Source organism: Streptomyces sp. NPDC050418, from assembly GCF_044458745.1.
Lineage (GTDB): Bacteria > Actinomycetota > Actinomycetes > Streptomycetales > Streptomycetaceae > Streptomyces.
On record NZ_JBITIG010000006.1, the window covers coordinates 300,559 to 314,520 of the forward strand.

At 73.5% G+C, this 13,962-nt stretch carries 11 protein-coding genes; 5 read left to right on the forward strand and 6 right to left on the reverse strand.

Features of this window, described 5'->3' with window-relative positions; all coding sequences use genetic code 11:
• Positions 1-11: 11 nt before the first annotated feature.
• Together ACIBI4_RS16650 and ACIBI4_RS16655 are read right to left on the reverse strand one after the other, a co-directional pair.
• Positions 12-1,181 carry a sensor histidine kinase gene (locus tag ACIBI4_RS16650; RefSeq protein WP_399204607.1) on the reverse strand — a complete coding sequence of 390 codons (1,170 nt, stop codon included), beginning with the start codon at positions 1,179-1,181 and terminating at the stop codon, positions 12-14.
• A gap of 58 nt (positions 1,182-1,239) precedes the next feature.
• Entirely contained in the window at positions 1,240-1,899 is a 660-nt protein-coding gene (locus tag ACIBI4_RS16655; protein ID WP_399204608.1) for a response regulator, read from the reverse strand.
• Positions 1,900-2,223: 324 nt separating this feature from the next.
• Between ACIBI4_RS16655 and ACIBI4_RS16660 the strand changes: the two genes are divergently transcribed.
• Complete coding sequence (locus ACIBI4_RS16660) at positions 2,224-3,111, forward strand: hypothetical protein (protein WP_399204609.1); 888 nt, start codon at positions 2,224-2,226, stop codon at positions 3,109-3,111.
• Between the two features lie 62 nt (positions 3,112-3,173).
• On the opposite strand, the gene ACIBI4_RS16665 is transcribed toward ACIBI4_RS16660, so the two are convergent.
• The gene (locus ACIBI4_RS16665) at positions 3,174-4,616 is read right to left on the reverse strand and encodes an MFS transporter (RefSeq protein ID WP_399204610.1); all 1,443 of its coding nucleotides are present in this window, start codon (positions 4,614-4,616) and stop codon (positions 3,174-3,176) included.
• A gap of 117 nt (positions 4,617-4,733) precedes the next feature.
• On the opposite strand from ACIBI4_RS16665, the gene ACIBI4_RS16670 reads away from it, so the two are divergent.
• The 4 genes from ACIBI4_RS16670 to ACIBI4_RS16685 all read left to right on the forward strand — a co-directional run bounded on the left by ACIBI4_RS16670 (position 4,734) and on the right by ACIBI4_RS16685 (position 8,820).
• Positions 4,734-5,201 (forward strand): MarR family winged helix-turn-helix transcriptional regulator, encoded by a 468-nt coding sequence (locus tag ACIBI4_RS16670; protein ID WP_399204611.1) that lies wholly within the window; start codon positions 4,734-4,736, stop codon positions 5,199-5,201.
• Positions 5,202-5,250: 49 nt separating this feature from the next.
• Positions 5,251-6,792, forward strand: a complete 1,542-nt coding sequence (locus ACIBI4_RS16675; RefSeq protein ID WP_399204612.1) for an ankyrin repeat domain-containing protein — start codon at positions 5,251-5,253, stop codon at positions 6,790-6,792.
• 54 nt (positions 6,793-6,846) lie between these two features.
• A complete protein-coding gene (locus ACIBI4_RS16680) occupies positions 6,847-7,182 on the forward strand; it encodes a YnfA family protein (protein WP_399204613.1) in 336 nt (111 codons plus the stop codon).
• A gap of 114 nt (positions 7,183-7,296) precedes the next feature.
• Complete coding sequence (locus ACIBI4_RS16685; RefSeq protein ID WP_399204614.1) at positions 7,297-8,820, forward strand: PH domain-containing protein; 1,524 nt, start codon at positions 7,297-7,299, stop codon at positions 8,818-8,820.
• A 40-nt stretch (positions 8,821-8,860) separates the two neighbouring features.
• Here ACIBI4_RS16685 and ACIBI4_RS16690 read toward each other — a convergent pair whose 3' ends face one another.
• The 3 genes from ACIBI4_RS16690 to ACIBI4_RS16700 all read right to left on the reverse strand — a co-directional run bounded on the left by ACIBI4_RS16690 (position 8,861) and on the right by ACIBI4_RS16700 (position 13,962).
• On the reverse strand, positions 8,861-9,916 hold the full coding sequence (locus ACIBI4_RS16690) for a hypothetical protein (protein ID WP_399204615.1): 1,056 nt from the start codon (positions 9,914-9,916) through the stop codon (positions 8,861-8,863).
• A 154-nt stretch (positions 9,917-10,070) separates the two neighbouring features.
• Positions 10,071-12,806 carry an AAA family ATPase gene (locus tag ACIBI4_RS16695; RefSeq protein WP_399204616.1) on the reverse strand — a complete coding sequence of 912 codons (2,736 nt, stop codon included), beginning with the start codon at positions 12,804-12,806 and terminating at the stop codon, positions 10,071-10,073.
• Positions 12,807-13,047: 241 nt separating this feature from the next.
• Positions 13,048-13,962, reverse strand: a complete 915-nt coding sequence (locus ACIBI4_RS16700) for an SDR family oxidoreductase (protein ID WP_399204617.1) — start codon at positions 13,960-13,962, stop codon at positions 13,048-13,050.

Consider the following 13,962-nt stretch of genomic DNA (forward strand, 5'->3'; position numbering starts at 1 on the left):
AACGGCGCGCACTAGTGAGGGTCGGTCCGTCGTGCGGACCCCTGGATCTCGCACGGCACCACCGCCCGGACCTCCCACCCTCCCTCCGGATTCGGACCCGAGGTGAGGGTGCCGCCCAGCGCCTCGACGCGTTCGGTGAGCCCGGCCAGACCGAAGCCGCCGCCGGCCGCATGATGGGCGGCCGGCTTCGTGCCGTCGTCGGCGACGCGGATCTCCAGGCCCTGGCCGTCCGTGCGGATGCCGACGCGGACGGCGGAGGCGTCGGCGGCGTGCTTGCGGATGTTGGTGAGGCATTCGCGGACCACGCGGTAGGCGAGCGCGGCGAGCTCGCCGGGCAGGTCCTCGGCCAGGCCCGGTGCGACGTACAGGATCGCGGGCGGCCCCACCTCCGAGAAGCGGTCGGTCAGCTCGCGCACCTCGGCGAGACCCGCCACGGGCCGGGTCTCCGCGGCCCCTTCACGCAGCACCTTGACCAGCCGGCGCATCGCGCCGAGCGCTTCCTCGCCCGCCTTCTCGATCCGCTCGAACGTCACGGCGGCCTGCTCGGCGGAGACGGCGGTGAAGCGGGCCGCGCCGGCCTGGACCACGATGCCGGTGACATGGTGGGCCACCAAGTCGTGCAGTTCCCGGGCGAGTTCGATGCGCTCCGCGGACCGTACGGCCTGCAGATCGCGGCGGCGCTGCTCGGACTGGGCGCGCAGCAGCAGCGAATACGCGGCGACCACGACCGTCAGGACGGCGAACAGCGTCGTATAGCGGCCGGGGTCCTCGTCCCGTACGGGAGCGGCCATCGCCGCGAGGCCGAGCAGCGGGCCGAGGACCGCGGCGACACGGGTGGGGGCGCGCTGCAGCACACCGCTGAGCAGGAGCAGCAGGGCGACGGCCTCGGCCAGACCCCACACCTTGAGGGGGTGGTCCCCCGCGAAAAGGATCAGTGTCACGGCCCAGGACACCCCGGTCGCGGGCCACGCCCGGGCGAGCAGCGACACCCCCGACCAGGGCACCGCGCACAGGCAGACGAAGACGCCGGAGATCACGACGAGGACGTGCGGAACGGTCGGCTGCCGGGCCAGCGCCCAGCCCTCGAAGGCCACGAGCGCGATCAGGACGGCGGCGAAGAGCAGCTTCCCCGCCGCGACCCGCCGGCGGCTGCGCCCGAACCAGGCGAGCAGCGCGTTCACTTCGCGCCCGGCCCGTTCATCGCCCGCCCGGCCCGCTCATGCCCCTGCCCGGGCCCGTTCACTTCTCGCCCGAGGCCAGTCCGCTCTCCCAGGCCCATGCGGCGATCTCCACGCGGTTGCGGGCGTCGAGTTTGGCCTGGACGTTGGCCAGATGGGTCTTGACCGTGGAGAGCGAGACGAACAGGGCGGAGCCGATCTCGGCGTTGGTCATGCCGCGGGCCAGACAGCGCACGACCTCGGTCTCGCGGTCGGTGAGCGGTTCGGCGGGGGCCCGTACGTCGCGGCGCGCGGCGATCGGGGCCATCTCGCGCAGCAGCCGCACGGTGATCGCGGGTGAGACCAGGGAGTCCCCGACGGCCGCGGCACGGACCGCCTCGACCAGCATGGCGGGGCTCGCGTCCTTGAGCAGGAAACCGCTGGCGCCGCCGAGCAGCGCGGAGTGCACGTATTCGTCGAGGTCGAAGGTGGTGACGATGACGATACGGGGGCGTTCGGCGCCGGCCGCGGTCAGACGGCGGGTCACTTCGAGACCGTCGAGCTTGGGCATCCGGATGTCGAGCAGGAGGACATCGGGGTCATGACGGCGCACGGCTTCGAGCGCGGCCTCGCCGTCCACGACGTCCTCGACGACGTGGAGGTCGGGCTGGCTCTCCAGGATCATGCGGAAGCCGGTGCGGACCATCTCCTGGTCGTCCGCGATGACCACCGTGATCGCCATATGCCGCCGCCTGCCCGCCGGGGTCCCTGAGCTCTGCCCTGCATGTGCCCTCCATGGGACCGGGGCGGTGCGCGGGGCGCAACCGCAGGCGGCCACGCCGGTTCGGCCGCGGTCAGCCACAGTGAAGGAGGCCGCAGGGCCGGAGCGGCGCTGGTCCGGCCCTGCGATGCCGCTTCTGACGCTACGCCCGCCCGGGCCCGCCGGCCCTCGGCCGAACGGCCTCTCCCGCGAGTGCGTGGATCGGCCGGAAGGACGAACCGGCGGACCGGTGGCGCGCGCCGCCCCGCCTTACAGTGGAAGCCGACGACGCAAGGGGGTGCGGGCGTGGCGAACGGCAGTCCCGTGGAGCACGGCTACCCGCATCTGGAGACGGTGCGTTCGGCGATCACCGCGCTGTACAAGCGGCTCTCGTACGACACCGTGCACACCTTCGACCTCAGCGTCGCCCCCGCCGACGTGGCGTTCTGCGACACCGACGATCTCCATCTGGGCGCCCAGCGCGTGGCCCGCACCATGGTGCAGCACCTGCGGCTGCCGGACGCGCGGATGATCGTGTCGTTCCGCGAGATGGACCATGCGGCCAGTGTCGAACTGGCCGCGGGCCCCGAGTACTTCATCGAGCTCAACGACCGTTTCCGCACCCACCGCCGCGACATCGGCGCCGCGCTCGCCCACGAGGTGATGCACGTCTATCTGCACCGCCTCGGCCTGGCTTTCCCCGGCACGCGCGACAACGAGATCCTCACCGACACCGCGACCGCCTATCTCGGCGCGGGCTGGCTGCTGCTCGACGCGTTCCGCGAGGACGGGACGAGTTCGCAGAAGCTCGGCTATCTGACGCCCGAGGAGTTCGGCTACGTACTCGCCAAGCGGGCCATCGCGTTCGGCGAGGACCCGGCGATCTGGTTCACCAGCCCGCAGGCGTACACGGCGTATACGAGAGGGCTGCAGATGGCGCGGGAGGACGAACGGCAGCCGCCCCTGACGGCGGCGGGCTGGGCGGGGCGCCGGCGCTATGCGAAGGACCGGCGCCACGCGCAGGACCACGGCCCCGACGCCACGGCCGTCCGCCCGTACACCTTCGACACGGGCAGCCCGCTGCGCGTGTCCTTCCCGTGCCCGACCTGCCGGCAGCGCCTCAGGGTGCCGGTCCGCGGTCGGGTACGGGCGCGCTGCACGCTGTGCGGGTCGGTGCTCGACTGCGATACGTGAGGGCGCGGCGGCCGGTCCCGTATCCGCACGGGACGGGCCGCCGCGTTCCGCAGCTCAGCTGCTCACTCGTGGGCCGCAATCGCCTTGCGCGGCAGTCCGAGGCAGAGCAGGGCGCTGAGCACGAACCCGGCCACGACCCACGGCATCGCCGAGCTCAGCGCGTCGGTCAGACCGTCGGCCGCGTGCCCGAAGAAGACCGAGCCGATCAGGGCCGCGCCCAGGGCGCCGCCGAACTGCTGCGCGGTGGAGAAGATGCCGGACGCGCCGCCCGCGAGGTCGGCGGGGACGGCGGACAGGACCACGTTCACCAGCGGGACGATGAGGAAGCCGAGTCCGGCGCCGGCGATCACGAGGCCGGGCACGAGCGGCCACGCCCCGGTGTGCGCGGCGCTCGATGCGGTGACCGCCTGCCAGACCCAGGCGAACCCGCCGGCCATCATCAGCGCCCCGGCCACCAGCACCAGGCGGCCGAACTTCGCGGCGAGCGCGTCCGCGGCGGGGGCGGTCAGGAAGCCGCCCACCGAGAAGGCGACGGTCAGAACGCCGGCCTGCATCGGGCTGTAACCCTCGCTGCCCTGCAGCCAGATCGCGAAGACCAGGAAGAAGCCCTGCATACCGACGGAGAACAGGAGCTGCACCACGACGCCGAGGGAGAACGCGGGCAGCCGGAACGCCCGGGCGGGCAGCAGCGGCACGACGCCGTCGCGGTCACGGCGGCCCTCGACGACGGCGAGGGCGACCAGGGCCAGCACACCGGCGGCCACACAGAGCCAGCCCCACAGGGGCCAGCCGTAGGACTCGCCCTGGACCAGCGGCAGCACGATCGCGATCAGCGCTCCGGCCAGGACCACGCTGCCCAGGAAGTCGGGCCGCCCGGCCGAGCGCTCCTTGCTGCCGGGCACGAGCCGGAAGCCCGCCACGAAGGTCGCGAGGGCCACGGGCACGTTGACAAGGAACACCGAGCGCCAGCCGAGGCCGAACAGATCGGCGTCGGTCAGCACCCCGCCGAGCAGCATCCCCACCGCGGAGGCGAAGCCGGCCACGGCCCCGTACATGCCGAAGGCCGCGCCGCGCTCCTTGCCCTGGAACAGGGTGCGGAAGGAGCCGATCACCTGCGGGATGAGGACGGCGGCGACCACGCCCTGCAGGGCGCGTGCGGCCACCAGCTGGCCGGGGGTCTGGGCCATGCCGCAGGCCAGGCTCGCCAGGCCGAAGCCCGCGGTGCCGGCGAGGAAGAGGGTCCTGCGGCCGTACCGGTCGCCGAGGTGGCCGGAGACGATCAGCGTCGCGGCGAAGCCGAGCAGATACGCCGAGACCGTCCACTGCAGGGCGCTCTCGGAGGCGTGCAGGTCGCGGCCTATGGACGGGATCGCGACGTTGACGATCGTGACGTCGATCAGGTCCATGAGCGCCGCGATCATCATGACGATCGCGGCCGCCCAGCGCCGCGGGTGCGCGGTGGCGGCGGAAGGGCCGGCCGGTTCGGTGGTGTGCGTGGCGGACATGGCGTCTCCTGGAGGCCTGAAATTTATTTCGTTCGGACTAACGAAAGAGTTCCACGCCGACCGTCATGATCACAAGTATTTCGTTCGGCCGAACGAAATTTTTGTTAGGGTGCCGCCATGACCAAGGCCGACGAAGTCCGCACGTCCGTGCTGGAGCGCCTGATGGAGACCGGGCGCGAGCAGAGCGCCGCGACCGTCATGTTCCATACGGCGGTCGCGGCCCGGCAGGGCCTGAGCGCCACGGAGACGAAGACCCTCGACCTGTTGGCGAAGCACGGTTCGCTCACCGCCAAGGACCTCGCCGCGCACACCGGTCTTGCGCCGGCGTCCGTGACCGGTCTGATCGACCGCCTGGAGGCGAAGGGGTACGTGAGCCGCGTCCGGCACGCCACCGACAAGCGGCGCGTGGTGGTCGAGCTGAACCGCGAGAAGATCGCCGAGCTGTCCGCGTTCTTCGACGACTGGGCGAAGCAATTCGTGGAGATCTGCAAGGAGTTCACCACCGAGGAGCTGGAGACGGTGACGCGCTTCCTCGCCGTGACCACCGAGCTGCAGCGGCAGTCGGCAGCCCGGATCACGGGCTGAGCCAAAGACTTTGCGTTCGACCGCCTGCGCGGGTGAAGGTAGTCGAAGCATGCAGAACCCACACGCCCCGGACCAATCCGCCGAATCGGCGCTCTTCTCCGCAGTGTTCGCCGGAGACGAGAACGCCGCCGTGCGCCTGCTGCGCTCGGGCACCGACCCCGACGCGGCCGACGAGGACGGCGCCACGCTCCTCTACCTGGCCGCGATGACCAACCGTCCCGGCCTGGTCCGCCTTCTGCTCGCCGCGGGCGCCGACCCGGCTCTGCTCAGCTCCGGCGCCGATCTGCCGCTGTGCGGCGCGGCCTGCGCGGGCCACCACGACGTCGTACGGGCGCTGCTCGCCGCGGGCGCTGAGCCGGACCAGGCCGAGGAGGGCGGGTTCACGGCGCTCGCGTGGGCGGTGCAGCTCGGCCATGCCGACACCGCCGAGGCACTGCTCGCCGCCGGCGCCGACCCCGGGCGCCCCGGTCCCGACGGTCTGACTCCTCTGGTCTCGGCGGTACGGCGCGGCTCGTTCGGCACCGTACGGGCCCTCCTGGCGCACGGCGCGCGCCCCGCGCGGGAGGCGCTGGCCGAGGCGCGGCGGTGGCCGGCCGGCTCGGTCGAGGCGGCGCTGCACCGCGAGGTGGCCGAAGGGGCCGATCCGGCCGCGGTGTTCGTGCGGCGGATACCGGAGTACGCGGGGATCACGGTGAGCGTGGAGGTGCTGCGGCCCGACGGCGGGGGCCACGGGCGCGAGCAGCAGACGGGCCATGGCGCGATAGCGACCGTCCTGGAGCACGCGCTCGGAGTGCGGGCCCCGTTCGGTGAACTCCTGGACCGCGCCGTGCCCTTCGCGGATCCCGCCAACGAGAACTGGCGCGAGGCGGCGGGCGAACTCGCGGGCCGCGGCGACGAGGTGACCTATCAGGCGGCCGCCGCGCTGTCCCGGGACGCGGACGCGCTGCGGCGCGCGTTCGCCGTGGACGTGCTCGGGCGGCTGTCGGCCGCGGACCGTTCGTATGCGGGCCGGGTGCTCCCCTTGCTGGTCAAGGCGGCCGACGCCACCGGTCCCGCGGGTGAGCCGGTCCTCGCCCGCACGCTGGTACGGGCGTTGGGTGAACCCGGCGACGCCTCGGCCACCCCGCACATCCTGCGGTACGCGTCCCATCCGGACCCGTCCGTCCGCGCGATGGTGGCCGCGGCGCTGCATGGGCTGACGCCGGACGGCGAGGGGGCGGGAGACGATGCGGACCCCGCCGCTCTCGCGGAGGCGGCCGCCACGACGCTCGCGCATCTCACCGGCGATGCGGACCCTGTCGTACGCAACCGGGCCGTGACCGCGCTCTCCTGGTCCGCGAGCGACAGCCTCGAGACCCGCGAGAGCCTCGCCGAGCGCCTCACGGACAGCGACCCGGCCACGGTCGCGGAGGCCGCCCGCGGCCTGGCCGCACGGCAGGACCCGCGCGCCGTCGAACCCCTGGCCCGGCTGCTCACCGACGAGGACCCGGCCGGCGCGGCCTACGCCACGGCCGTCGAGGCGGTCGACGAGGTGACGGACGAGCGGGCGCGGGCGATGCTGCGGGGGACGTTCCCGCGGGTGGGCACCTGAGGGTGACGGCAGCGGCGTCCTCGCGGCCGGTTCCACCGCGCCTACGATGACCGGGTGATCGTCGCCCGTTCCGTCGCCTTGTTCGCCGTCGCCGCACTCTTCGAGATCGGGGGTGCCTGGCTCGTCTGGCAGGGCATCCGCGAGCACAAGGGCTGGATCTGGATCGGGGCGGGCGTGATCGCGCTCGGCCTGTACGGCGTGGTCGCGACCTTCCAGAGCGACGACAACTTCGGCCGCATCCTCGCGGCGTACGGCGGCGTCTTCGTGGCCGGTTCCCTCGCGTGGGGCATGGTGGCGGACGGCTACCGGCCCGACCGGTTCGACGTGATCGGCGCGCTGATCTGCCTGGCCGGGATGGCCGTCATCATGTACGCGCCGCGGGGGCAGTGAGCGCCGACGCGGCCCGGGGGCGGTGAGCTGCCCGGGTCCGGCAAGGCGGGCCGGTCCGTTGCTGCCGGAGGCCCCCGCCGCGCCCCGCACCACCGCTGGGCGACACTGCCTCGTATGCGCGACGCAGACACGGTGGACATCCGCTACCCCCGGCATCCGAGCACGCTCGTGTTGCTCGCACTCGGGGCGCTCGCTCTGGCGGTCGGTACGCCTTGTGTCGCGTATCGCGTGCTGCGCCTGGAGGCCGGTGCGCCGTTCCACCCCGTCGACGGCGTGGCCATCGGGTCGGTGCTCTTCGTGCTGCTCGGCGTGTGGATGCTGCGGATGGTCACGATCTCGGTGCGGGCCGACGCGTACGGCATCCATGTGCGGACCTGGCTGCGGCGGCGCCGTGTTCCGTGGGCGGATGTCGCGGATGTGCAGGAGCTCGTGAAGGTCTACAAGAGCACCGAGGTCCATCGGGTCGTCGTCGGCAGGAGGAGAACGCGGGCGCTGACGCTTCCGTTGCCGCAGGGGTCGAGTGACCAGTCCGCGTACCAGCGCGCCTTCGAGGCCGACCTCGCCGCGCTGCGTGCGGCGCACCGGCGGTACGGGCGGCCGGAGTCGGATCATCCGGTGGTGATCAACTCGCGGACCGCGGGCCGTTCCTGGAAGGCGACCCTGGTGGTGTGCGGGGTGCTGCTCGGGTGCAGCGGTGTCGCCGCATCCTTCGTCTCCACGGCCTCGGACCATCTGCGGGAGTGGAAGGCGGCCGTCCCGTGCCCGGCGGGTGAGCCCGACCGTACGTGCCTGGTCACCGAGCGCGCGGTCATCGAGCGCACGCACCGCGAGCGCGGCAAGGGGCCGAGCTACCTCTACTTCACGGGTGACCGGCCGGTCGACCGGGTCTCCGTGGACCGGGACGCGGCCCAGGACTTCACGGCCGGGGACCGCGTGACCCTCACCTTCTGGGAAGGCGGCATCTACCGGGTCGAGGGCGCCGGCCAGGAGTGGACCGAACACTTCGCCACCGGCGGTGAGGTCGCCGTCGTCTCCGCGCTGTGCGCGCTCGGCGCGGGATTCCCCGCGTCGCAGCTCGTGATCCGGCGGCGCGGACGCGGCCGGCCCGCGGACGAGGTGCTGCCGTCCGCCTGGCCGTTCGGCGTGGCACTCGTCGGTACCGGTTTCTGGCTGCTGCCGTTCGTCCATACGCTGACGACCGGCCCGTTCCGTTCCACGGCCTCGCTCGTGTGGCTCACCGTCGGCGCCCCCGTATCCCTGGCCCTGTTCGTCTGGGCCTGGCGGGCGACCCGGATCCGTCACCCCGAGCCGCGGACGGCGGCCGAGCCCGTCACGGGCGAGGTGTTCGTCAAGGCCCGCTTCCTCGACGCCACCGACTACAACCCGCACTGCTTCGGCACCCACATCCTCCTCGGCGCGGGCCCGCCCGCCGTCGCCCCGGGACCCGGGCGCTTCGCGTCCCGGGAGATTCCCGCCGGGCGCCTGGCGCTGCGGACCGTCCGCCGCCCGCGCGGCCCGGAGGCCGAACTCGTCCCGCGCGACTGGGAGATAGCCGAGCTGGACGACGCGGGCGCCGAGGTCCGCCTCGCGGCGGCCCCGCGCGACTTGCGGCGGGTCCTCGGCGCCCTGGTGCCGTAGGCGGTGCACCTCCCCTGTCCCGCAGGGGAGGTGCGGGCCGTCAGGCGTACATCCGCCAGTCGTACGTGAGCCGGTACCGTCCCCCGTACCCCGCGTACTCCACCGACCGCTCGGCACTGTTGTCCTGGCCGGCCCAGCGGCTGGTCAGGGACGGGATGACCGTGCTGACGGTGACCGGCTTGAAGACCTCGTCGCCCCACAGGCTCTTCAGGAACTCGAAGATCTGCGTCACCGCGTAGCCCACCGCGATCCCGATCGCGATGCCGACCGGACCGCCGGGCGAGCCCAGCGCCCCGCCGATGGCGGCCGCGACCGCCGCGGCGACCTTCGCCTTGACCTTGTCGAGGAGTGCGTCGAGGAAGTCGGCGAGCCCGCCCCAGTCGACCTCGGCCAGTACCAGAGTGACGAAGTACGACTTCGGGAACGTCACCGTGGTCTCGGTGAGCGAGAAGAACGTGAACCGCTTCGGCGGCGCGTACGTCTGCACGTCACCGGTGTGGAAGCTGCGCACCTTGAACGAGGAGACCTTCTTCGTGTCCCCGCTCTCGTCGATGCTGGTGCCGCCCAGATGGATCTCGTCCTTGCCGATCTCGCTCGTCTCGTCGAGACACCTGACCTGATGGATCCGGAGTTCGAGGTTCCGCAGTGCGGTGACGGCCTGCGCCGCGGCGGCGGGTTCGCCGTCGGTGACGGCCGAGGTCCCGGGTATCCGGCGCAGTTCGTCCGCCGGGAACTTCAGCCCGGACGGGAACGGCAGCGCCTTCACCTGTGCCTCCACCGAGGCCGGCGAGCGCAGGTCGACCTTGGCGAGATCGCCGAGCCCCGCCGCGCGTCCCGGCTTCTTCAGTGCGGCGGTCACCTTGTCGGCCGCCTTCTTGCGCTGTCCCTCGGGCAGGCTGCGGAACCGCGCGGCGAACAGCTGCTCCGGCGCCGACTTGGCGGCCGGCATCGGGTACTTGGCGGGTTCCGCGTGGTGGCAGGCGACCTTCTCGGCGGCCAGCCGCATCTCCCGCACGACACGGTCGGTGACCGCTTTGAGCTTGGCGTTCGACAGCGCGCCCACCACGCTGTCCGTGTTCCGGACGTTCTCGGCCATGACGGCTTCTCCCCCGTCGGATTCCTCCGCGGCCGTTCCGCGAAGGTGTCGACGACGTTAGGGAGCGGGCCGGTTCGCCGCCCCGGGGAACGCCCCGGGGGAATCCCCAGGATTGCCGCTCTTCCGGTATCGCGGTTGCGGCGGTCGCGCGTCCCTACTGCTCCGCGGCGAGTGCGGCGGCCAGGCGCGTACGGGAGTCCACACCCAGCTTGTTGAAGATCCGGCCCAGGTGGTACTCGACGGTCTTCACACTGATCACGAGCTCCCGGGCCACCTGCCGGTTCGTGAGCCCGGCCACCACCTGGCGCGCCACCGCGAGCTCCTGCGGGGTCAGGCGCGCGGCCTCCCGGGCCCGGCGCGCCCCGGGTTCGAGTCCGCAGGCGGCCAGCTCCCGTTCGCAGCGCTCCAGATCGGGCCGCGCATCGAGGCGTAAGAGGAGGTCGCGGGCCCGGGTCAGCTGGTCGCCGGCCTGCTTGCGCCGCCCCGTACGGCGCAGGAAGCGGCCGTGGGAGAGATGCAGCAGCGCGCGGTCGAAGGGGATCGCGACGTGCTCGGCATGCTTGTGCGCGAGCCGGAACGCACGCTCGGCGGCGCTCTGGTCGCCGCGCGCCGCCTCCAGGACCCCGCGGCTGCGCGCGGCGAGCAGCAGGGCGCCGTGATGGCCGCGCTGCGCGGCGGCCGACTCGCAGGGCGCGAGGGCGGATGCGGCGCGCTTGTGGTCGTCGAGTGCCGTCCACGCATCGGCTAGTGCGTCGGCCCAGGGCAGCGAACCGGGTTCGGAGAAGTCGCCGCGGCCGCCGAGCGCGAGCAGCGGATCGAGGGCGAGGGCCACGTCCTCGTGCCGGCCCTCGGCACGGGCCAGATGGCCTTCGGCGAGGGCCGCCCACACCGACGGGTTGAGATGGCCGAAGGCCGCGTACTCGCGTACCACCCGGGCGTGGGCCGCGGCCTTGGCGAACGCGCCGCGTGCGCTGTGCAGCAGGGTGGCGAGGGTGCGGCAGTACAGGGCGATGTGCGGCTGGTCGGTGTCCGCGGCCAGCGTGAGCGCGAAGTCGCAGTGCGCCAGGGCGTCGTCCCAGCGGCCCGCGCGGTACTCGGCCGAGGCGAGCGAGGTCGCGGCCAGGACACGGAACGAGGCCGCCCGGCCCTGGCAGTGCGCGAACACCGCGGTCAGATCGGCCACCGCGCCCGGGATGTCCCCCGTCATCTCGCGCAGCGCGCCGCGCGCGAGGATCTGCTCCAGCTCGGCCGGTGCGGCGAGCGCCGGGTCGGGGAGCAGCGGAAGTCCGGCGAGCGCGCCGGCCGCGTCACCGCTCATCGCGCGGCCGATGAGGGCGAGGTAGCGGATCATGTCGGTGGCGGTGTCGTCCGGGGCGGTGCGCAGCGCGAGCCCGGCCCACTCCGCCATCTCCGCGCCGCGCGACATGCTGCCGTACAGCGCGGCGAACTGGGCGGCGATGCGTGCGGCGAGCACCGGTTCGGTCTGCGGGTCGCAGCGCCGCCAGGCGTCGCGGAGCAGCAGTTCGCACCGGTCGAGGTCGAACAGGCTGAGCCGGCCGAGGAGATAGCTGCGCCAGCCCGACGCGGCGAAGGTCCCCAGCTCACGGGCCGCCTCGGCCACGTCGGGCACGGCGCCGGCGAGGATGCGGCACTCGACCTCCTCCAGCGTGCAGCGCTCGTACACGGACCGTTCCTTCGCCAGCCGTGCGGCGGCGCCCAGTTGGGCCGCCGCGTCCGCCCAGGCACCCTCGGCCGCGAAGCGCCGGCCGAGCGCCGCGAGGTCGGCGGCCAGGACCGGGTCCGGCCCGGACGCGGCGGCCGCGCGGTGGCGCAGGGCGCCCGCCGGGTCCGTGGTGTGCGCGGCGGCGCGCAGGTGGAGGGTGGCGCGGCGGGAGGGGCCGAGGTGGTGGTAGACCGCCGCGTGCACGAGCGGATGCGGGAAGCGGATGAGCGGGTCACCGGGCCGCTCGCTCAACAACCCACCACGTACGGCCTCTTCGAGCGCGACAGTCCGGTCGCCGGCGCTCGCTGGGCCCGCTCCCCCGTCACCCGCCACGGCCGCAGCCTCATCCAACGTGCACTGCATCCCGAGCACTCCGGCGGCGTTCACCAGCGCCTCGGCCGCCGGTGAACAGGCCCGGAGCCGTGCCAGTACGAGCGCGGTGAACGATTTCGGGGCGGGCGGCGCCGTACCGTCCCGCTCCAGCGCGCGCAGGAGCGCGGGGCCTTCCTGGTCGAGGAGGGCGCGGGCGTGCAGGGGGTTGCCGCCGGTGTGGGTGTGCAGCCGGGCGGCAGCGCGTGCGCCGAGGGCTCCGCCGCTCAACTCCCGCAGTTCCGCAGCGTCCAGACCGTCCAGATCGATCCGGGTCGTGCCGTCGTCGGTGAACAGGCGGCGCAGCCCGTCCGGCAGCCGGGTGTCGTGCACGTCGCGCACCACAAGGAGAGTGAGCACGCGATCGGCCCGCAACCGGCGTACGGCGAAGGTCAGCGCCTGCAGCGAGGCGTGGTCGGCCCACTGGGCATCGTCCACGACGAGGGCCACGGTCTGCTCCTCGTCCCCCTGGGCTTCGTCCAGCGCTTCCAGCAGCGCGGCCCCCGCGGCGGGCTGATCGGCCCAGCGCGTCCGCGGCCGCCCACCGAGCAGCCGCTCGACCACCCCGAACGCAAGCCGTGCCTCGGTCTCGTCCCCGTCGGCCTGAAGGGCACGGATGGCACCCGCACCGCCTCCGCTCCCCTCGCTTCCTCCGCTGCCGAGGAACTCCCGTACGAGAGCGGTCTTCCCGATCCCCGCGGGCCCCTGCACGAGTACCTTCTGCGGCTGCCCGGTACCGGCGAGCCCCTTGATGTGCGCGAGCTTGCCCAGCGCGGCTTGGCGCCCTACGAAGTCCACGGGGCGCATCGTCGCGCGGCGCGGGCTTGGGGTCCAGGGCAACCCTCAGCCCGTCCGGCGTTTGAGGACGAGCGCGTTCAGCGCGACAGGGGGCAAGGGGCGAAGCCCCAAAACGGGGGCCCGGGGGGGCGCAGCCCCCGGTTTCGGGAAGGGGCGGGGTGGGGGGAAGAAGCCCGCCGCAGGCGCCACCCACCCGCACCCACCCACGAACCGCACCCCGACCCACCCCCAAACCAAACCCTCACCCCGCCCCGTACACCGCCCCCGGCACCTCCGCCCGCCCCAACAACTCCCGCGCAACCTCCCCCACTTCCCGCGGAGAGAACCGCGACCCCTTGTCCACCGACGGCCCCCGCCGCCACCCCTCCATGACGGTCACCTTCCCGGCCTCCACCTCGAAGACCCGCCCGGTCACCCCCTCCGACGCGGTGGACCCGAGCCACACCACCAGCGGCGAGACGTTCTCCGGGGCCATCGCGTCGAAGGCCCCTTCCCCCGGCGCGGCCATCGTCGAGGCGAAGGTCGCCTCCGTCATACGCGTCCGCGCGGCCGGCGCGATCGCGTTGACCTGCACCCCGTACCGCCCCATCTCCGCCGCCGCCACCGCCGTCAGCCCGAGGATCCCGGCCTTCGCCGCCGAGTAGTTGCCCTGGCCGACCGAGCCCAGCAGCCCGGCCCCGGAGGACGTGTTGATGACCCGGGCGGCCACCGTGCGCCCCGCCTTCGCCTCCGTACGCCACCACGCCGCCGCGTGCTTCAACGGCAGGAAGTGGCCCTTGAGGTGGACGCGCATCACGGCGTCCCAGTCGTCCTCGTCGAGGTTGACCAGCATCCGGTCCCGCAGGAACCCGGCGTTGTTGACCAGGGTGTCGACCCGCCCGTACGCGTCCAGTGCGGCGGCCACCAGCGACGCGGCGCCCTCCGACGTCGCGATGTCCCCGCCGTGCGCGACCGCCGAGCCGCCCGCCGCCTCGATCTCGGCCACCACCTGCGCCGCCGGACTGTCCGCCGCCGCCCCGTCCAGCCCGACCCCGAGGTCGTTCACCACGACCCGGGCCCCTTCGGCCGCGAAGGCGAGGGCGTGCGCACGCCCGAGGCCGCGCCCCGCCCCCGTCACGATGACCACTCGTCCCGCACACAGACCCTCAACCGGCAT